Source organism: Rhodanobacter sp. TND4EL1 (assembly GCF_054061035.1).
In genome coordinates, this window is the sequence record NZ_JBSSDT010000002.1 from 438,104 (window position 1) to 456,204 (window position 18,101).

Consider the following 18,101-nt stretch of genomic DNA (forward strand, 5'->3'; position numbering starts at 1 on the left):
TCGTGACCGTTTTCCGGAGATCGTTTCATGCCCGTTTTTCGACCGGTGCCTCTCGGCGCCGCATGTCTGCTGTATGCGACGCTGCTTGGCGCCGTACCTGTCACCGATGTTCCATCACCGCTTGCGACACCCGTCGCGCAGGCGTCGCCCGCCTTGCGCGGCGCAGTACGCGCTGCCTTGCAGAACAGCCCCGAACTGGCTGCGGCGCGAGCGGATCTCGATGCGGCACGCGCCCGCGCCCGAGCCGCCGCACAGCCGCTGTACAACCCGTCGCTGGTGCTTGATGCGGAGCATGCCGATGTGGATCGGCATACCGTGGGCGTCGCGCTGGCGCTGGATGTCTCCGGCAAACGCCGCGCTCGCGCCGACGTCGGTACGGCCGACGAGGAGGTGGCCGAGCTGGGTCATGCACTGTTGCAGCGTGATGTGGCCACACGCTGGCTGAGGGCCTGGGCCGGTGCCACCAGCGCGACACGTCAACGCGAACTGGGCCAGCGCCGCCTGGCGCTGATGCAGCGCTTCGACCAACTCGCCGCGGAACGTTTGCGCGTGGGCGACATCAGCAGTCCCGAGCGTGATCTGGCAGGCCTGGCGCTGGGCGAGGCGCAATGGCAGCAGGCCACGCTGGCCGGTGACGAGGCGGCGGCACGGGCCAGCCTGCGTGCGATCAGCGGTGATCTGGCGGGTCAGGCGCCGGCCTTGCCCGAGGGCCTCGCACCGATGCTGGAGAGCGTCCCGCCACGGGCACTCGATGAGTTGCCCGAACTGCGTCGGGCACGTGCGCGCCAGGATCGTGCCGAGGCCGGTGTGCAGGTGGCACGGCGCGCTCGCATGCCCGATCCCGAACTCAGCCTCACCGGTGGGGAGGTGCGCAGTGGGTCGCGCACGGATCGGGTGCTCGGCATCAGCGTTTCCATTCCCCTGCCGATCCGCAACAGCGGGCGGGCCGAGGTCGAGGCCGCGCGCGCCGAGGCTGCGGCGGCCGATGCCGGCGTGCGTTCGATCGAGTGGGTTTCGAGTGCACGACTGCAGGAAACGCGTGAGCGCTATGCCGCCTTGCGCGAAGCCACCGTCGCCTTCCGCCGCGGCCGCGCTGCGGCGTTCGAGGATCGTACGACGCTGCTGGAAAAACTCTGGCGCGCTGGCGAAATCACCACCTCCGACTATCTGCTGCAACTGCGCCAAAGCCTGGACACCGCGCTGTCCGGCCAGGAACTCGAAAGCCGGACCTGGCAGGCCTGGTTCGACTATCTCTCCGCCGCAGGCCGTCTCGACGACTGGCTCGGCGAACCCACTCAGGATGCCGCCCGATGAACCTTTCCCTTTTGCGACGCAGCCTCCTCGGCCTGGCGTTGAGCACCGTACTGAGCGGTACCGCCATCTCCCACGTGGACGACGCGAAGGCATCGTCCACGCACGCCGGCGAGGACGATCCGCTGACGCTGGATGCGGCAACCATCAAGGAGGTCGGCATCGTCGTTGATACGCTGGCCTCGCGGCTTCTGTTCGATGAACTGAAGGCGCCGGGTGAAGTGCGCGCGGATGCCTATTCCACCATGCTGGTGTCGCCGCGGGTGGAGGCGCAGGTGCTGGCGCGCAAGGCGCGGCTGGGGGATCTGGTGAAGGCGGGTCAGCCGCTGGTGGTGCTGTCCAGCGTGCAGGTGGCCGAAACCCAGGGTGCGTTGATCGTGGCCGAGCAGGACTGGCAACGCATCGCCGCGCTGGGACCGCAGGCGGTGTCGGCGCGACGCTATAACGAGGCGAAGGTGCAACGCGATCAGGCACGCGCCAAGTTGCGTGCGTATGGCCTGGCCGAGGGCCAGATCGCTGCCTTGTTACGCAAGGGTTCGGCCGGTGCGGACGGCAGCTTCGAGCTGTTGGCGCCGACCGCGGGGCGGATCACGACCGATGAGTTTCTGCTCGGCGAGCGGGTGAAGCCGGGGCGCGCATTGTTTACCCTGGTCGAGGAAGACACAGTGTGGGTGGTGGCGCAGCTGGCGCCGGCCGAGGCCGAGCAGATCCGGCCCGATGGCCGTGCACGCATCCTCGCCCATGCGGCCGCGATCAGCGGCAAGGTGATCGGGCGTTCGCACCAGACCGATGAGCGCACGCGCACGGTGCCGGTGCGCATCGCGGTGGACAACCGCAAGGATCTGCTGCATCCGGGTGAGTTGGTCGAGTTACGTCTCGCCGTCGGTGGCGGCGCGCCCCGGCTGGCGCTGCCTGCCGAGTCGATCATGCTGCTGCAGAACCAGTCGACGGTCTTTGTTGCCAAAGGCAACGGCCACTTCGAGCCCGTGGCGGTGATGACGGGCGAGACGCGCGACGGCTGGACGGTGATCCGACAAGGCCTCAATGCGGGCGACCGCTACGTGCGCAAGGGTGCCTTCGCGTTGAAGGCGCGCTTGTTGCGTTCGCAGTTGGGAGAACACTGATGCTGGAACGATTGGTCGCTCTGTCGCTGCGCTACAAGTTGCTGGTGCTGATCGTGTTCGCGGTCATCGCCTTCCTCGGGGTTCAGGCCGTGCGCCAGCTGCCGGTCGATGCCTTCCCGGACGTCACGCCGGTGCAGGTGAACGTCTATACCGAAGCTGCCGGTCTCGCCGCGGAGGATGTCGAACTGTTGCTGACCACGCCGGTGGAGTCGGCGCTGGCCGGCTTGCCCAAGGTGGAGGAAATCCGCTCGGTCAGCCTGTTCGGGCTGTCGTACGTGTCGGTGAATTTCGACGACAGCATGGACGTCTATTTTGCCCGCCAGTTGGTCAATGAACGCCTGCAGCAGGTGGGTGACCGCCTGCCGGCGGGCTACGGCAAGCCGGAGATGGGGCCGAACACCTCCGGTCTGGGCCAGGTGTTCTGGTACACCGTAGAGCGGGCGGATGATGCGTTGAAGGACGCGCCCGATGACATGGATCTGCGCACGCTGCAGGACTGGAGCATCCGCTTGATCCTGCGCACCGCGCCGGGGGTCGATGACATCACTTCGTGGGGTGGGCAGGAGCGGCAATATCAGGTTCGCGTGGAGCCGATGAAACTCATCGCCCACCAGCTCGGCTTCAAGCAGGTGATCGAGGCGCTGCAGGCCAACAACGCGCAGGTCGGCGGCAACTTCATCGACGTCGGTCGCGAGCAATACCTGGTACGCGGGCTGGGCCTGATCCGCAACGCGCAGGATCTCGGCAACATCGTGTTGAAAACCGAAGACGGCACACCGGTGTATGTGCGTGACGTGGCCAGCATTGTCGAGACGGGCGCGCCACGCACCGGCGCGGTGACCCGTGACGGCAAGGAGGTCGTGCTGGGCGTGGCGCTGGCGCGCATCGGCGAAAACGCGAAGAGCCTGGTCGATGCGGTCAAGGGCCGGCTGGAGTTGGTGAAGTCGTCGCTGCCAGCGGGTGTGGTGGTGAAACCGGTGTACGAGCGCACCGAACTGGTCAATGCATCGGTGGGCACGGCGGTACGCGCCCTGGTCGAGGGTTCGATTCTGGTGGCGCTGGTGCTGTTTCTGTTTCTCGGTGAATTGCGCAGCGCGTTGGTGGTCGTGGTGGCCTTGCCACTGGCGATGCTGATTGCCTTCATCTGCATGGGGGAGGCCGGCCTGTCGGCCAACCTGATGTCGCTGGCGGGACTGGCGATCGGCATCGGCATGATGGTTGACGGTGCGGTGGTGATGGTGGAAAACGCCTACCGCATCATGGCCGAACGCAAGGCGCTGGGTGTTCCGGTGGATCGCGGTGCAGCGGTGCTGGAGGCGGCGCGCGAGGTGGCCCAGCCGATCGCCTTCGCGATTCTAATCATCATCGTGGTGTTCCTGCCGCTGTTCAGCCTGCAGGGGCTGGAAGGCAAGATGTTCAAGCCGATGGCGTTCAACATCAGCTTTGCCATGGCCGGCTCGCTGGTGCTGGCGCTGACCCTGATTCCGGTGTTGGCCGCGCTGGTGTTGAAGCCGAAAGAGGAGAAGGACACCCGGCTGGTGGCCTTCCTGAAACGCCACTACGCCATGCTGCTGGCATGGTCGCTGACCCATCGCAAGCGCGTGTTCGGCGTGGCCGTCGGCATGTTGCTGGGCAGCCTCGCGCTGTTTCCGTTCCTCGGCAAGGAGTTCATGCCCAACCTGAAGGAGGGCGCGATCATGTGGCGTGTCACCTCGATCCCGTCGGCGTCGCTGGACGAGTCGATCGCCATTTCGCACCAGATTTCCGCCCTCATCAAGCAGAAGTTTCCCGAAGTGGAAACCACCCTGGCGATGATCGGCCGTGCCGAGAAGGGCGAGACGGCGGACGTGAACTACATGGAGGTCTACACGCCGCTGAAGCCGAAGCGCGAGTGGCGCAAGGGCGAGACGCTGGAAAGCCTCGAGGAAGCCATGTTGAAGGCCTTGTCCGATGCCTTGCCCACGGCGGTGGTGAGCTACACCCAGCCGATCCAGATGCGCATCGAGGAGATGATTTCCGGCGTGCGCGCCACGCTGGCGCTGAAGATCTACGGCGACGACCTGGGCGAGCTGGATCGGCTCAGCGGACGCATCAAGAACGTGTTGGCCGGCGTGCCGGGCGTGGCCGATCTGGCGCTGGAAGCGAATCTCGGCAAGCCGCAGATCCGCATCCAGGTGGACCGCGAGGCGTTGGCGCGCTACGGCCTGAACGCCGACGATGTGCTGACGGTGGTGAAGAACGGCATCGGTGGCGAGCCGGTGACGACCCTGCTCGACGGGGTGAAGCGCTTCGACATCGCGGTGCGGCTGGACGACGCAGACAAGGCTTCGCTGCCGGCGATCCGGCGGATTCCGATCCGCACTTCCAGCGGCGCGCTGGTGCAGTTGTCGCAGGTGGCCGAGGTCAGCGAGGCGGAAGGCTATTCGTTCATCCGGCGCGAGCAGTTGCAGCGTTACGCGGTGATCCAGATGGACGTACGCGGGCGCGACATCGACGGTTTCGTGACGGACGCCAACGCCGCGATCGCGCAGCAGGTGACGCTGCCGACCGGCTATTACAGCGAGTGGGGCGGTGCGTTCGAGAACCAGCAACGTGCGTTGAAGCGGCTGGCGCTGATCGTGCCGGCGACGATCTTGTTGATCTTCGTGTTGCTGTACACGGCGTTCAATTCGGTCAAGCACGCGGCGCTGATCCTGGCGAATGTTCCGTTTGCGACCATCGGCGGTCTGGTCGGGCTGGCGCTCACCGGGCAATACCTGTCAGTGCCCTCCGCGATCGGCTTCATCGCGGTGTTCGGCGTGGCGATGTTGAACGGCATCGTGCTGGTGAGCTTCCTCAATGAACAACGTGCATCGGGTTTGGGCGTGCGCGAGGCGGTGTTGCGCGGTACCGCGTTGCGCTTGCGGCCGGTGTTGATGACGGCCAGTGTGGCAATCCTCGGGCTGGTGCCGATGCTGCTGTCCAGCGGCGTGGGCGCGGAAACCCAGCGACCGCTGGCCACCGTGGTGGTCGGTGGCCTGATCACCTCCACCCTGCTGACCCTGGTCCTGCTGCCGCTGCTCTACGACTGGATGGAACAGCGCGGCGAGCGCCAGGAGGCGACCGGCTTGTAGCGCAGGCGGCGGGGAAGTGCCCTCTGGGCGCTTCCCCGCATCTTGTCTTGGTGCGGAGCGCACAACTGCTTCGAGAGGTCCGTGCTCGCCTATACTGAAACCTTCTTCAGGGATATGGGGCGGGCAATGGGAATCGGACAGTTGTTGGCGCTGGTCATCGTGGCTGTCGTGGTCATCGGCATCGCCAAGCTGGTGCGCATCGTGCCGCAGGGCTTCGAGTGGACCGTGGAGACCTTCGGCAAGTACACCCGCACGCTCAGTCCGGGACTGCACTTCCTGATCCCGATCTATCAGGCGGTCGGGCGCAAGATCAACATGATGGAGCAGGTGCTCGACGTGCCGTCGCAGGACGTGATCACCAAGGACAACGCGGTGGTGCGCGTCGACGGCGTGGTGTTCTACCAGGTGCTGGACGCCTCGAAGGCGGCGTATGAGGTTTCCAACCTCGAACAGGCCTCGCTGGCGCTGGTGATGACCAATATCCGCACGGTGCTCGGCTCGATGGACCTGGATGAAAGCCTGAGCCAGCGCGATGCGATCAATGCCAAGCTGCTCAAGGTGGTGGACGAGGCGACTCATCCGTGGGGCGTCAAGGTCAACCGCATCGAGATCAAGGACATCGCACCGCCGCGCGATCTGATCGATGCGATGGCGCGACAGATGAAGGCCGAGCGCGAGAAGCGCGCGAACATTCTCGACGCCGAGGGCTTTCGCCAGGCGGCGATTCTCAAGGCCGAAGGCGAAAAGCAGTCGGTGATCCTGGCCGCCGAAGGCGAGAAGGAGGCCGCGTTTCGCGCCGCCGAAGCGCGCGAGCGTTCGGCCGAGGCGGAAGCCAAGGCGACCACGATGGTTTCCGAGTCGATCGCCAACGGCAACGTCAATGCGCTGAACTACTTCGTCGCCAACAACTATGTCGAGGCGCTGAAGGAGATGGCCAAGTCGCCGAACCAGAAGATGCTGCTGCTGCCGATCGAGGCTACCGGCATCCTCGGCTCGCTGGCAGGGATCGCCGAATTGGCGAAGGAGTCGCTGGGCCAGCAACAGAAGTCCACTGCCATCCAGCCGCCGCTGCGTTGAGGCCGTCATCATGTGGGAATTGTCGACGCACTATCTGTGGTGGATTCTGGCCCTGCTGCTGATCGCCGGCGAGTTGCTGCTGCCGGGCTACTTCCTGCTGTGGATTGGTCTGGCCGCCGCCGCCATGGGCGGCGTGTTGTGGCTGGATCCGTCGCTTGGCGTGCTGGCGCAGGCCATCCTTTTCGGGTTGTTGGCGTTCGCCGCCTGCATCGGCTACGCGCGCTGGTTGCGACCGCGTATGGAGCGTCGCACGCCCGGTGGCGAGCGTCTCAACCGTCGCGCGGAACAGTTGATCGGCCAGCGTTACCAACTGATCGAACCGATCATCAACGGCCGCGGCAAGGCCCGTGTCGGCGACGGCCAGTGGCTGGTCAGCGGGCCTGACCTGCCACTGGGCAGCACCGTGGAAGTGGTGGCCGTGGATGGCACCACCTTGCAGGTGCGTGCGGCGGCATGAGCGCGGGCGACGTGATCAGCCAACAGCAGTTTGCCACCACGGCCATCACCACGCGCATGGCATTTGCGCTGGAACTGGCGCGTCGCCTGCACCAGTACGGCACCACCGCGCCGCGACTGGAGGTGGCGGTGGCGGGCGTGGCACAGCGGCTCGGATTGCTGGCCGACGTCTGGTCCAGTCCCACCGCGATCATCATTTCCTTCTCCGACTTGGCCCAGGGCGGTGAGGAAGGCGTAGCCCAGACCACCCAGGTGATGCGGCTGGCGCCGGGCGAGGTCAATCTGGAGCGCCTGTGTCAGGCCGACGACATCGCCGATCGCGCGATCGCCGGTGAGCTCGACCTGCGTGAAGGGTTTCGCCTGTTGCGCGAGTTGGGTCGCCCGGACACGCGGCGCGAGAAAATCTGGCTGATCATCAGCTACGGTCTTTCGGCGGCTGCCATCGAGGCATTGTTCCTGCACAGCTCGTGGGTGGATCTGGTCGTGGCGGCGGTGATCGGCCTGATCATCGGCTGCATCTCGCTGCTGGCCGGCAGTCGACCGCGCCTGGCCGTGGCCAGCGATGCCATCTGCGCCATGGTGGCGACCACCGTGGCGATCGTGGTGAGTGCATTCATCGTGCCGCTGGCGATCAAGTCGGTGGTGCTGGCCAGCCTGATCATCCTGGTGCCGGGCATGTCATTGACCACGGCGGTGCGTGAGATATCCGCGCAGCATCTGGTTTCCGGCATGGCACGGATGGGCGGCGCCATGTCGACCTTGCTCAAACTGACGTTCGGCACGATCGCGGCGACCCAGTTGTGTGGTGCGTTGGGCATCACGGCGCGGGACTTTGCCTTGCCCGCATTGCCGAGCTGGACCGACTATCCGGCGTTGCTGGTTGCCGCCGTGGCGTTTGCGATCCTGTTTCGCGCAGCGAAACGGGACTGGCCGGTGGTGATCGTGGCCGTGGTGGTGGGGTATCTGGCGACACGCTGGGGCGGTCAGATATCCAGTTCGCTGCCCGGCGCACCGGTAGGGGTGTTTCTGGGTGGCCTGCTGCTTGGCGCGATGGCGAACATTTTTGCCCGATATGCGCAGCGGCCGGGCGCGGTGATTCGCGAGCCGGGCATTTTGTTGCTGGTGCCCGGCAGCGTGGGTTTCCGCAGCGTGTCGTTCCTGTTGGAACATGACACCACGCCGAGTCTGGATGCCGGGCTGTTGCTGGTCACCCTGCTGGTTTCGCTGGTGGCCGGGTTGATGTTCGGCGACCTGTTGATCTCCCCTCGGCGCTCCCTGTAATTCGCGGGCCTGCCTCGCACGGTGTCATGCAATCCCGTGAACACGCCAGATCCGGTACGGGTCGACACTGCAGCGTCAGCACTCCGGTTCCGCCAGTGAATGCGATGTCGTCCCGGTGCAAATGAAAACGCCGGCGCGAGGCCGGCGTTCTTCATGGCGGGTGTGGTCGGCGATCAGATCGCCAGATCCTTTTCCTTCTTGCCAGCCTTCAATGCGTCGTTGAACCAGTGCGGGCGCTTGCCGCGACCGGACCAGGTCTGCGCGGGGTTGGCCGGGTTGCGATACTTCGGAGCCACCGTGCCGGTGGTGCGCTTGGCCTTGCCGCGAGTGCTGCCGAAAATGTCTTCAAAGGCATAACCCTCGGCCTTGATCATCGCGTGCACTTTCTCGCGCAGCTTGACGACCTTTTCCTTGCGCAATTCATTCTGGCGGACCTGCGCCTTGGAGATGAGGTCATTCAACTGGTTGTGATTGAGGTTCTTGATGTCGACGGCCATGAGTGACTCCCGGTTGGATGTCGTGAATAAATGATCTGGTTATGTTCCGGCGGCATTATGGGGAATGCCGCCAGGATGCGCTGGAATGTTGCGATTTACATTCTCGCTGATTCCCCGAATCCTTGTAAAGCACGGCCTCGCGTGAAATCGACCTTCACATTAACTGGTTAATCAGGTCCGTCCATTTGGAAATAAACCGGGGCGCTTTCCATTTCATGGATGGCGAAACGGCCGCACTGGGCGGCCGTTTCGATAAATGCGCCATCGCCTTTTTCAGGCAAGCAGGGCAAACAACTCGCTTTCATCCACCGCGCGGCTTTCACTGTCTTCGCGACCGCGGTATTCCAGTGTGCCGGCAGCCAGTCCGCGCTCGCTGACGACCACGCGATGGGGAATGCCGATCAGTTCCATGTCGGCAAACATGCTGCCGGCACGGACGCCACGGTCATCCAGTACCGCGTCGATGCCGCGCTCGCCGAGTGCCTGATACAAAGCCTCGGCCGCCGCACTGACTTCCGGCGAGTGCTTGGGGTTGATCACGCAGACCGCCACGCGCCACGGCGCCATGGCTTCGGGCCAGACGATGCCGGCGTCGTCATGGCGCTGTTCGATGGCCGCGGCCACGATGCGGCTGACACCGACGCCGTAGCAGCCCATGGTCATGACTTGCAGCTTGCCGGTTTCATCCACCACGGTGGCGTTCAGTGCCTCGGCGTATTTGCTGCCCAACTGGAAAATGTGACCCACCTCGATACCGCGGGCAATGTGCAGCACGCCGTTGCCATCGGGCGAAAGGTCGCCTTCGACCACGTTGCGCAGGTCAGCAATGCGGGTGACGCGGGCATCGCATGCCCAGTTCGCGCCGGTGAAGTGAGTGCGATCGGCATTGCCGCCGCAGACAAAGTCGGCCAGCACGGCGGCGTCGCGATCGACGATCACCGGAATGGAATCAGGCAGCCCCACCGGACCGATGAAGCCGGGCCGCGTACCGGTGGCGGCCAGGATGTCCTCCTCGCTGGCCAGCACCGATTCGTCGGGCAGTTCGGCCAGCTTGCCGGCCTTGACCTCGTTGACCTCGTGGTCGCCGCGCAGGCACAGCGCAACCAGACCGTCGCGCCCACGCACCAGCAAGGTCTTCACGCATTGCTGCGGGCTGACCTTGAGGAAAGCGGAAACCTCGTCGATGGTCTTCTGGGTGGGCGTGTCCACGCGCTGCAATTCGGCGTTCGGTGCCGGACGCGCGGCCGCAGGTGCCAGCGCTTCGGCCTTCTCGATGTTGGCCGCATAGTCGGAACCGTCGGAGAACGCGATGGCATCTTCGCCGGATTCGGCCAGGACCTGGAATTCGTGGCTGGCATTGCCGCCAATGGCACCGGTATCGGCCTGGACGGCACGGAAGGTCAGCCCGAGGCGGGTGAAGATGCGCGAATATGCCTGATACATCGCCGCATAGGTCTCGGCCAGCGATTCCTGGGTCAGATGGAAGGAATAGGCATCCTTCATCAGGAATTCGCGCGCGCGCATCACACCGAAACGCGGGCGGATCTCGTCGCGGAACTTGGTCTGGATCTGGTAGAAATTGACCGGCAGCTGCTTGTAGCTTTTCAGCTCGTTGCGGGCGTAATCGGTGACCACTTCCTCGGCGGTGGGGGCGTAGCAGAATTCCTGCTGTTTGCGATCGTTGATCTTCAGCAGCTGAGGGCCGAATTTCGCCCAGCGCCCGCTTTCCTCCCACAGTTCCCTGGGTTGGATGGTCGGCATCAGCATTTCGATCGCGCCGGCGCGATCCATCTCCTCGCGGATGATGCGCTCCACCTTGCGCAGCACGCGCAGGCCGAGCGGGCTCCAGGTGTACAGGCCCGAGGCAAGCTTGCGGATCATGCCGGCACGCAGCATCAGCCGGTGGCTGGCGATTTCAGCGTCGGCGGGGACTTCCTTGACGGTGGCCAGGTGGAATTGGCTGAGGCGCATGCGGGTGGTTCCGGCGTGGTGGAAACGCCTAGTGTAGCGGCCACCCGATCCTCACGCCCGAAACATCAGGCCGGCCCGCGTGCCGAAAGGCGGTACGGGCCGGCGATCGTTCACCGGGCCTGCTGGCAGAACTGGTCGTACTGCGCCTGAGCCGAGACGAGCTGCTGCTTGCGCTGGGCTTCGTCGAGCGCGACGGCTGCGCCATTCTGCTGCATCACCACCGGGCCGCCGGCCTGCAACGCGCCGAGATTGGATTTCAGGGTGGTGCACAGGGTGGCGCGGTTCTCCGGCGTGTCTGCCACTGGCTGGGCCGGCGGCGCGGGAGTTTCGCGGTTTTCGGTCGGCTCGCTGGCCGCGGGCGCGACCAGCGGTTCCACCGTGCCGGTGGTGGTGACCTTGTTGAACTTCGTGCCCTGGCTTGGCGGCGTTTCGGAGTAATGCACGGTACCGCTGGCATCGGTCCATTTATAGACCTGGGCGGTGGCCAGCGGCGCCAGCAGAAGCAGCGCCACGGCAATCAGCGAACGACGCATGGGGTTCTCCATTTCGAGGGAATAATCCGGCTCACCTTGTTAACACTCCGCTGGCCCGGACTCAAGTACCCGATGGTTTACACTGCGCGCATCCTGTCACGGTCTTGATTCATGAGTGAGATTTCGCCCGTCCGACCGCCCCGACACCGGGGTATTTACCTGCTGCCGAACCTGTTCACCACCGGGGCGATGTTTGCGGGTTTCTACGCGATCATTGCCAGTATCGGCGGGCGTTATTCGGAGGCGGCTGTGGCCGTGTTCATTGCCGCGGTGTTGGATGGCATGGACGGCCGGGTTGCCCGAATGACCGGCACCCAGACGGAATTCGGCGTGCAATACGACTCCTTGTCCGATCTGATCAGCTTCGGACTGGCGCCATCGCTGGTGATGTATACGTGGTCGCTTTCGGCCTTGCGCGAGTTCGGCCCGCTGTGGGGCAAGCTGGGCTGGGCCGCGGCTTTCATCTACGCGGCCTGCGCCGCGCTGCGACTGGCCCGGTTCAATACCCAGGTGGGCGTGGCCGACAAGCGCTATTTCCAGGGGCTGGCCAGTCCGGCCGCGGCAGCCGTATGCATGTCGTTCGTATGGAGCATGGAAAAGTTCGGCGTGGCCGGCAGCGATCTGTGTTTTGCCACGGCGGTGATCGCCATCGTGGTCGGCCTGTTGATGGTCAGCCGGTTCCGCTATTTCAGCTTCAAGTCGCTGCCCATGGGCGACCGTCAGCGGGTGCCGTTCGGCTGGATGGTCGCTGCGGTGTTGTTGCTCGCCTTGCTGATTCTGGATACCGCCAGGGTGTTGTTCATTGGATTCTCGATCTACATGCTCTCCGGTCCGGTCCTGACGATCTGGGGCCTGGCCACGCACCGTCGCCGCGCCAGGCGCAACGCGGCATGAATTCGTCGTTGCAGCCGCTGGCGGATCCCGCGCATCGCGATCGTGTATTGCGGGCACTGGGTGTGACCCCGTGGGTGCGGCGGGCGATGCCCGCGGGCGAAGCCACGCGCACGGATTCGCCAGCACGTGGATCGTCGGCCGGCGAAGTCGCTTGCGTGGTGGTTCTGCCGCAAGGGTGTGACACGCGCGAACTGGACCTGATCGGGCGGGCGCTCAATACCGGTGGTGCGGTGTTCGCACGCGCTGCGCGGCTGGTTGTGAGTGACGGCCAATTGCCGGCGGATGTACCCGCGGCGCAAGCCTATCTGGTGTTCGGCGAGGCGCAGGCGCACGCGCTGGGACGTGCATTGCCGGCGGCAGTGATGAACCGCGCGCAGATCGTGCTGGCGGATGAGCCGGCCCTCGTGTTGACCCGTGCCGATGCAAAGCGTCGGCTCTGGAATGCCTTGCGCAGCGTGCGTCGCGCGCTGGTCGCGGCAGGCAGCTGAGCGTCGTGGTGGCGGTGATCAAACCGGTGATCCAGGTGCGTGCGATGCGCGCCGAAGATCTGGACACGGTGAGCGCGCTGGAAAACGCTTCCTACGAATTCCCCTGGTCGCTGGGCATTTTCAGCGATTGCGTCAAGGCTGGTCACCCGTGCTGGGTGCTTTGGGTGGACGAGGCGATCGCCGGCTACGGCATCCTCTCGATGGGGGCTGGCGAGGCGCACGTGTTGAACATCTGCATCGGCCCTGATTGGCGCAGTCGCGGACTGGGGCGGCACCTGCTCGGGCGTCTGCTGGACATTGCGCGCTGGAATGGCGCGGAGCGGGTATTCCTCGAAGTGCGTCCATCCAATCCGCTGGCCAAGTCCTTGTACGAGTCCGTGGGTTTCCGCGAAATCGGCCGGCGTCCACGCTACTACCCGGCGCACGAGGGCCGCGAAGATGCCATCGTGATGGCGCTCGATATCGCTGGAAGCGATATCGAGCTCTAGTTGACGGTGCCTTGGCCTTTCGTCTTCCGGGGTACGAAAAAGGCTGTCCATCCTCTCCCGCAAGCGGGAGAGGCGCCATTCAGTCCTGCAACTTCGTCGCCTGCTCGCGCAGCGCACCAAGCGTGGTGTTCCAGTCGGCGATGCGCTGACGTTCCTGGGTGACCACTTCGGGCGGCGCATTGGCGACGAAGTTGGCGTTGCCGAGTTTGCCTTCGCACTTCTTGATTTCGACTTCGATGCGGGCGATCTCCTTGGTCAGACGCGCCTTTTCGGCGCCCAAGTCGATCAGGCCGGCCAACGGGATCATCACGCGCAGAGTGCCGACCACGGCAGCTGCGGCGGCAGGTTCGTCGGCTCCGGCATCGATCCACTGCGGCGTTTCGGTGCGAGCGAGGAAGGCGATCTGCGTGGCAAATTTCGCGGTGCGCGCACGATCACCGGCGTCGCCGTCGGCGAACAGCAGCGGAATGACCTTGGCCGGCGAGATGTTCATTTCCGAACGGATCTTGCGAATGCCGCTCAGCACGTTCTTGAACCATTCGATCTCGGCCGTGGCGGCGTCGTCGGCGACGATCTCGTCGGCGCGCGGCCATGGCCGCTGCATCAGGCTGTGCTCGGTCAGCGCGAGCTTGGGCGCTACCGACGCCCACACTTCTTCGGTGATGAACGGGATCACCGGGTGCAACGCACGCAGCACGCTTTCGAGTACCACCAGCAAGGTGTGACGGGTCGATGCCGAGGCCGCTGCGTCGTCGCCATTCAAAGCTGGCTTCGAGAGCTCCAGGAACCAGTCGCAATATTCGTTCCAGACGAATTCGTACAGCGCCTGCGCGAGGTGGTCGAAGCGGTAGGAAACAAAGTGCTGATCGACTTCGGCCAGCGTCTGCTTCAAGCGAGTGAGGATCCAGCGTTCGGCTTCGGTGACCGGCGCGCCGGCGGGTGCCGCAATCTCGCCTTCCGGCAAATTCATCAGCACGAAGCGCGCGGCATTCCACAGCTTGTTGCAGAACGCCTTGTAGCCTTCGGCGCGCTTGATGTCGAAGTTGATGGTGCGGCTGTAGCTGGCCAGTGCGGCGAAGGTGAAGCGCAGGGCATCGGTGCCGATGGCAGGAATGCCGTCGGGATAATCCTTGCGGATGCGCTTTTCGACCTTGGCGCGCACCTGCGGAATCAACAGCGACTTGGTGGACTTCGCCACCAGCGGCTCCAGTTCGATGCCGTCGATCAGGTCCAGCGGGTCCAGCGTGTTGCCCTTGGACTTGGACATCTTCTGGCCTTCCGCATCACGCACGATGGCGTTGATGTAGACCTCGCGGAACGGGATCTGGCCGGTGAAGTACTTGGTTGCCATCACCATCCGGGCGACCCAGAAGAAGATGATATCGAAGCCGGTGACCAGCACCGCGCTGGGCAGGAACAGCTTGTCGTTCTCCCAGTTCGCGACGACGTCGCCGCGCTCGTTCTTCACCGGGCCATCCGCCGGCCAGCCGAGGGTGGAGAACGGCCACAGCGCCGAGCTGAACCAGGTATCCAGCACGTCGTCGTCCTGGCGCAGCGCGCCGACCGGCTCGCTGGTGGCGCTGGCGCGCGCGTCCGCTTCATCCTCGCCGACGAAGATGTTGCCTGCTTCGTCGTACCACGCCGGAATGCGGTGGCCCCACCACAACTGGCGACTGATGCACCAGTCCTGGATGTTGTCCAGCCACTGGGTGTACGTGTTGGCCCAGTTTTCCGGCACGAACTTGATCTCGCCCGAACGCACCGCGTCCAGTGCCGGTTTGGTGATCGCCTTGCGACCACCGGGGCGGCCATCGGCCTGCACCTCGGAGGTGAGGTCGACGAACCACTGGTCGGTCAGCATCGGCTCGATCACGGCGTCCGAACGATCGCTCACCGGCACCTGCAGTTTGTGCGCCCTGGTTTCGACCAGCACGCCGAGTGCTTCCAGGTCGGCCAGCACGACTTTGCGCGCGTCGTAGCGATCCAGCCCGCGATATTTTTCCGGAGCGTTGTCGTTGACCTTCGCCTCCAGCGTGAAGATGGTGATCGGTGGCAGCTTGTGACGCTGGCCGATGGCGTAGTCGTTGAAGTCGTGCGCCGGGGTGATCTTCACGCAGCCGGTGCCGAAATCCTTGTCCACGTAATCGTCGGCGATTACCGGAATTTCGCGGTCGGTGAGTGGCAGCTTCAGCGTCTTGCCGACCAGGTGCGCGTAACGCTCGTCCTCCGGATGCACGGCCACGGCGACGTCGCCGAGCATGGTTTCCGGGCGGGTGGTGGCCACCACCAGGCTTTCGTCGCTGCCGATCACGGCATAGCGGATCGACCACATGTGGCCGTCGCGCTCGACGTTGTTCACCTCCAGATCGGAGACCGCGGTGCCCAGCACCGGATCCCAGTTCACCAGCCGGTTGCCGCGATAGATCAATCCAGCGCGATACCAGTCGATGAACACCTTGCGCACTGCGGCGGACAGACCCGGGTCCATGGTGAAGCGTTCGCGCGACCAGTCCGCAGCGGCACCGATGCGACGCATCTGGTTGGTGATGGTGGAGCCGGACTCCTCCTTCCACTTCCACACCCGCTCGACGAAGGCGTCGCGGCCCAGGTCGTGACGGGTCTTTTCCTCGACCGCCAGCTGGTTTTCCACGATTTTCTGGGTGGCGATGCCGGCGTGGTCGGTGCCGACCTGCCACAGCGTGTTCATTCCGCGCATGCGCTGGTAGCGCACCAACATGTCCATCACCGTCTGCTGGAACGCATGGCCCATGTGCAGCGTGCCGGTGACGTTCGGCGGCGGCAGCAGGATGCAATACGGCTCGCCCTGGCCGGACGGCTGGAACGCACCGCTGGCCTCCCAGCGCTGGTACCACTTGGACTCGATCTGGGCGGGCTCGAAACTCTTTTCCATGGGGACTCGCGATGGCACGCCATCGGCGCGCGCGGTGTGAATGGGTGTGAGCGGTCCATTGTACGGGCGCAGGCCGGATGGCCCAAGCGGGCTGCGTGCCATGCCGTTCACGATCAACGCGCCTGTATCGCGCAGGACGATGGCCATTCCCGCCCGGCTTTGCGGTCTTTCTCGCCGGGCGAGCCGGGAGCTACAGCAACTCGATGCCGAAGCGCCGCACCAGCAACGCAAACAGCCAGAAGCAGACCAACGTGATCACCACAGATGTCAACAAGGTCGGCCAGAAGCCGATCCGCGGCAGCAGGATGGGAAAGGCGAGGAACATCGGCAGGGTCGGGACCACGTACCAGAAGGTATACCACGCGTGGTTGGCAATCTTCGCCTGCGACTGGCGCTCGACCTGCAGCCAGATCAGCGCCAGTACGGTGACCAGCGGCAGTGCAGCGACCAGGCCGCCAAGCCGGTCACTGCGCTTGGCGACTTCGGAGACCAGGACGACGACGGCCGCGGTGATCAGATATTTGGTAGCGAGCCATCCCATCGTTGGATTCCCCGGATCGTTGCTCAGCTTTCGCGCAGGGTGCGCCCGTAGGCGTGCACTTCATCCACCAGCACCTTCACATGCTCCGGGTTCACTTCCGGGGTGATGCCGTGGCCGAGGTTGAAGATGTGGCCCGGGTGGTTGCCGTAACTGTCCAGCACGGCGCGGGCCTCACGGCGGATCACCTCGGGGCTGGCGCGCAGGATGGCCGGATCGAGGTTGCCTTGCAGGGCGACCTTGCCGGCGACGGCGCGACGGGCGTCGGCCAGACCTATGGTCCAGTCCACGCCGAGGGCCGCGCAGCCGCTGTCGGCCATTTCGGACAGGTGCGCACCGGCGCCCTTGGAGAACAGGATCACCGGCAGCTCGCGCGCGATCGGATCCGCCTTCAGCGCGGCGACGATCTGCGCCATGTAGCGCAGTGAGAATTCGCGGAACGGAGCCGGGCCGAGCAGGCCGCCCCAGGTGTCGAAGATCATCAGCGCCTGCGCACCGGCGGCGGCCTGGGCGAGCAGGTAGGCGGTGACGGACTTTGCCAGCGTGTCGAGGAGCTGGTGGGCGAGTTTCGGCTCGTTCCAGCACATTGCCTTCAGCGTGGCGAAGTCGCGCGAGCCATGGCCTTCGACCATGTAGCAGGCCAGCGTCCACGGGCTGCCGGAAAAGCCGATCAGCGGCACGCGGCCGTGCAGTTCCTGGCGGATCAGGCGTACCGCGTCCATCACGTAACGCAGTTCGCCATCCATGTCGGGCACGGCGAGTCTGGCGATATCGGCCGCCGTGCGTACCGGGTGGGCGAACTGCGGGCCTTCGCCTTGTGCGAATGACAGGCCCAGGCCCATCGCGTCGGGGATGGTGAGGATGTCGGAGAACAGGATCGCCGCATCGAGCTCGAAGCGCTCCAGCGGCTGCAAGGTAACTTCGCAGGCCAGCTCGGGGTTCTGCGCCAGCGCCATGAAGCTGCCGGCGCGGCCGCGCGTTTCCCGGTATTCCGGCAGATAGCGGCCGGCCTGGCGCATCACCCAGATGGGTGTGGTGTCGGTGGGTTCGCGGCGCAGTGCGCGCAGGAAGCGGTCGTTCTTCAACACATCAGTCATTTCAATCAACGTCCGTACGGGCCTTCCAGCCCTTGGGCAAACATCAGGCGAAAGCCGCGTTTGAGTTGGGCGTCGCGGGCTTTCTCGAAGGCGGCGATGGCCTCGTCGCGTTCCAGGAATTGCTCGCGCTTCATCGTGGCGCGGCCGCCCTGGGTGCCGGATTCGCGATACAGCGTCCAGCCGCCGAGCAGATCCTGCTCCAGCGTGATCTGAACGTAGCGAGGTGCGTCGGTACTGCCGGGCACGGTTTGCAGGTAAAGGCGCATGAATTCCAGGGATGCTGCACGAACGGGCGCGTAGCCGGACGCCACAGTTTATAGGA

At 64.9% G+C, this 18,101-nt stretch carries 16 protein-coding genes; 9 read left to right on the forward strand and 7 right to left on the reverse strand.

The window, feature by feature from the left end:
• Positions 1-27: 27 nt before the first annotated feature.
• From ACVWWQ_RS08580 to ACVWWQ_RS08605, 6 genes are all read left to right on the forward strand, one after another.
• Positions 28-1,314: a TolC family protein gene (locus ACVWWQ_RS08580; protein WP_133948081.1), complete on the forward strand. Its 1,287-nt coding sequence runs from the start codon at positions 28-30 to the stop codon at positions 1,312-1,314.
• On the forward strand, positions 1,311-2,435 hold the full coding sequence (locus ACVWWQ_RS08585; RefSeq protein ID WP_133948079.1) for an efflux RND transporter periplasmic adaptor subunit: 1,125 nt from the start codon (positions 1,311-1,313) through the stop codon (positions 2,433-2,435). Before ACVWWQ_RS08580 ends, ACVWWQ_RS08585 begins: the two co-directional genes overlap by 4 nt.
• Positions 2,435-5,548 carry a CusA/CzcA family heavy metal efflux RND transporter gene (locus tag ACVWWQ_RS08590; RefSeq protein ID WP_133948076.1) on the forward strand — a complete coding sequence of 1,038 codons (3,114 nt, stop codon included), beginning with the start codon at positions 2,435-2,437 and terminating at the stop codon, positions 5,546-5,548. Before ACVWWQ_RS08585 ends, ACVWWQ_RS08590 begins: the two co-directional genes overlap by 1 nt.
• A gap of 132 nt (positions 5,549-5,680) precedes the next feature.
• The gene (locus ACVWWQ_RS08595) at positions 5,681-6,625 is read left to right on the forward strand and encodes an SPFH domain-containing protein (RefSeq protein WP_133949309.1); all 945 of its coding nucleotides are present in this window, start codon (positions 5,681-5,683) and stop codon (positions 6,623-6,625) included.
• Positions 6,626-6,635: 10 nt separating this feature from the next.
• Positions 6,636-7,082 (forward strand): NfeD family protein, encoded by a 447-nt coding sequence (locus tag ACVWWQ_RS08600; RefSeq protein ID WP_133948074.1) that lies wholly within the window; start codon positions 6,636-6,638, stop codon positions 7,080-7,082.
• Positions 7,079-8,362, forward strand: coding sequence for a threonine/serine exporter family protein (locus ACVWWQ_RS08605; protein WP_133948072.1), 1,284 nt, complete (start codon positions 7,079-7,081; stop codon positions 8,360-8,362). Before ACVWWQ_RS08600 ends, ACVWWQ_RS08605 begins: the two co-directional genes overlap by 4 nt.
• A 173-nt stretch (positions 8,363-8,535) precedes the next feature.
• Here ACVWWQ_RS08605 and ACVWWQ_RS08610 read toward each other — a convergent pair whose 3' ends face one another.
• The 3 genes from ACVWWQ_RS08610 to ACVWWQ_RS08620 form a co-directional block, all read right to left on the reverse strand.
• Complete coding sequence (locus tag ACVWWQ_RS08610) at positions 8,536-8,859, reverse strand: H-NS histone family protein (RefSeq protein WP_099652602.1); 324 nt, start codon at positions 8,857-8,859, stop codon at positions 8,536-8,538.
• 273 nt (positions 8,860-9,132) lie between these two features.
• The gene (locus ACVWWQ_RS08615; protein WP_133948070.1) at positions 9,133-10,830 is read right to left on the reverse strand and encodes a proline--tRNA ligase; all 1,698 of its coding nucleotides are present in this window, start codon (positions 10,828-10,830) and stop codon (positions 9,133-9,135) included.
• Between the two features lie 110 nt (positions 10,831-10,940).
• The gene (locus tag ACVWWQ_RS08620; protein ID WP_457383359.1) at positions 10,941-11,363 is read right to left on the reverse strand and encodes a DUF4124 domain-containing protein; all 423 of its coding nucleotides are present in this window, start codon (positions 11,361-11,363) and stop codon (positions 10,941-10,943) included.
• A gap of 111 nt (positions 11,364-11,474) precedes the next feature.
• On the opposite strand from ACVWWQ_RS08620, the gene ACVWWQ_RS08625 reads away from it, so the two are divergent.
• From ACVWWQ_RS08625 to rimI, 3 genes are read left to right on the forward strand one after another with little or no spacing between them, the layout of a single operon-like run.
• Entirely contained in the window at positions 11,475-12,257 is a 783-nt protein-coding gene (locus tag ACVWWQ_RS08625) for a CDP-alcohol phosphatidyltransferase family protein (RefSeq protein ID WP_099652599.1), read from the forward strand.
• A complete protein-coding gene (locus ACVWWQ_RS08630; RefSeq protein WP_133948066.1) occupies positions 12,254-12,745 on the forward strand; it encodes a hypothetical protein in 492 nt (163 codons plus the stop codon). Before ACVWWQ_RS08625 ends, ACVWWQ_RS08630 begins: the two co-directional genes overlap by 4 nt.
• 5 nt (positions 12,746-12,750) lie before the next feature.
• Positions 12,751-13,233: a ribosomal protein S18-alanine N-acetyltransferase gene (gene rimI, locus ACVWWQ_RS08635; RefSeq protein ID WP_099652597.1), complete on the forward strand. Its 483-nt coding sequence runs from the start codon at positions 12,751-12,753 to the stop codon at positions 13,231-13,233.
• Positions 13,234-13,312: 79 nt separating this feature from the next.
• On the opposite strand, the gene ACVWWQ_RS08640 is transcribed toward rimI, so the two are convergent.
• From ACVWWQ_RS08640 to ACVWWQ_RS08655, 4 genes are all read right to left on the reverse strand, one after another.
• A complete protein-coding gene (locus ACVWWQ_RS08640) occupies positions 13,313-16,144 on the reverse strand; it encodes a valine--tRNA ligase (RefSeq protein WP_133948064.1) in 2,832 nt (943 codons plus the stop codon).
• Between the two features lie 190 nt (positions 16,145-16,334).
• The gene (locus ACVWWQ_RS08645) at positions 16,335-16,685 is read right to left on the reverse strand and encodes a DUF3147 family protein (RefSeq protein ID WP_133948062.1); all 351 of its coding nucleotides are present in this window, start codon (positions 16,683-16,685) and stop codon (positions 16,335-16,337) included.
• A gap of 23 nt (positions 16,686-16,708) precedes the next feature.
• Positions 16,709-17,779: a uroporphyrinogen decarboxylase gene (gene hemE, locus ACVWWQ_RS08650; protein WP_133948060.1), complete on the reverse strand. Its 1,071-nt coding sequence runs from the start codon at positions 17,777-17,779 to the stop codon at positions 16,709-16,711.
• A 5-nt stretch (positions 17,780-17,784) separates the two neighbouring features.
• Positions 17,785-18,045, reverse strand: coding sequence for a WGR domain-containing protein (locus tag ACVWWQ_RS08655; protein ID WP_133948058.1), 261 nt, complete (start codon positions 18,043-18,045; stop codon positions 17,785-17,787).
• Between the last annotated feature and the right edge of the window lie 56 nt (positions 18,046-18,101).

Bases quoted from the DNA above. Each gene is read 5' to 3' on its own strand.
- ACVWWQ_RS08640 (WP_133948064.1), bottom strand. From the start codon at position 16,144: ATGGAAAAGAGTTTCGAGCCCGCCCAGATCGAGTCCAAGTGGTACCAG.
- ACVWWQ_RS08630 (WP_133948066.1), top strand. From the start codon at position 12,254: ATGAATTCGTCGTTGCAGCCGCTGGCGGATCCCGCGCATCGCGATCGT.
- ACVWWQ_RS08585 (WP_133948079.1), top strand. From the start codon at position 1,311: ATGAACCTTTCCCTTTTGCGACGCAGCCTCCTCGGCCTGGCGTTGAGC.
- ACVWWQ_RS08580 (WP_133948081.1), top strand. From the start codon at position 28: ATGCCCGTTTTTCGACCGGTGCCTCTCGGCGCCGCATGTCTGCTGTAT.
- ACVWWQ_RS08605 (WP_133948072.1), top strand. From the start codon at position 7,079: ATGAGCGCGGGCGACGTGATCAGCCAACAGCAGTTTGCCACCACGGCC.
- ACVWWQ_RS08600 (WP_133948074.1), top strand. From the start codon at position 6,636: ATGTGGGAATTGTCGACGCACTATCTGTGGTGGATTCTGGCCCTGCTG.
- hemE (WP_133948060.1), bottom strand. From the start codon at position 17,779: ATGACTGATGTGTTGAAGAACGACCGCTTCCTGCGCGCACTGCGCCGC.
- ACVWWQ_RS08610 (WP_099652602.1), bottom strand. From the start codon at position 8,859: ATGGCCGTCGACATCAAGAACCTCAATCACAACCAGTTGAATGACCTC.
- ACVWWQ_RS08625 (WP_099652599.1), top strand. From the start codon at position 11,475: ATGAGTGAGATTTCGCCCGTCCGACCGCCCCGACACCGGGGTATTTAC.
- ACVWWQ_RS08590 (WP_133948076.1), top strand. From the start codon at position 2,435: ATGCTGGAACGATTGGTCGCTCTGTCGCTGCGCTACAAGTTGCTGGTG.
- ACVWWQ_RS08655 (WP_133948058.1), bottom strand. From the start codon at position 18,045: ATGCGCCTTTACCTGCAAACCGTGCCCGGCAGTACCGACGCACCTCGC.
- ACVWWQ_RS08645 (WP_133948062.1), bottom strand. From the start codon at position 16,685: ATGGGATGGCTCGCTACCAAATATCTGATCACCGCGGCCGTCGTCGTC.
- ACVWWQ_RS08615 (WP_133948070.1), bottom strand. From the start codon at position 10,830: ATGCGCCTCAGCCAATTCCACCTGGCCACCGTCAAGGAAGTCCCCGCC.
- ACVWWQ_RS08620 (WP_457383359.1), bottom strand. From the start codon at position 11,363: ATGCGTCGTTCGCTGATTGCCGTGGCGCTGCTTCTGCTGGCGCCGCTG.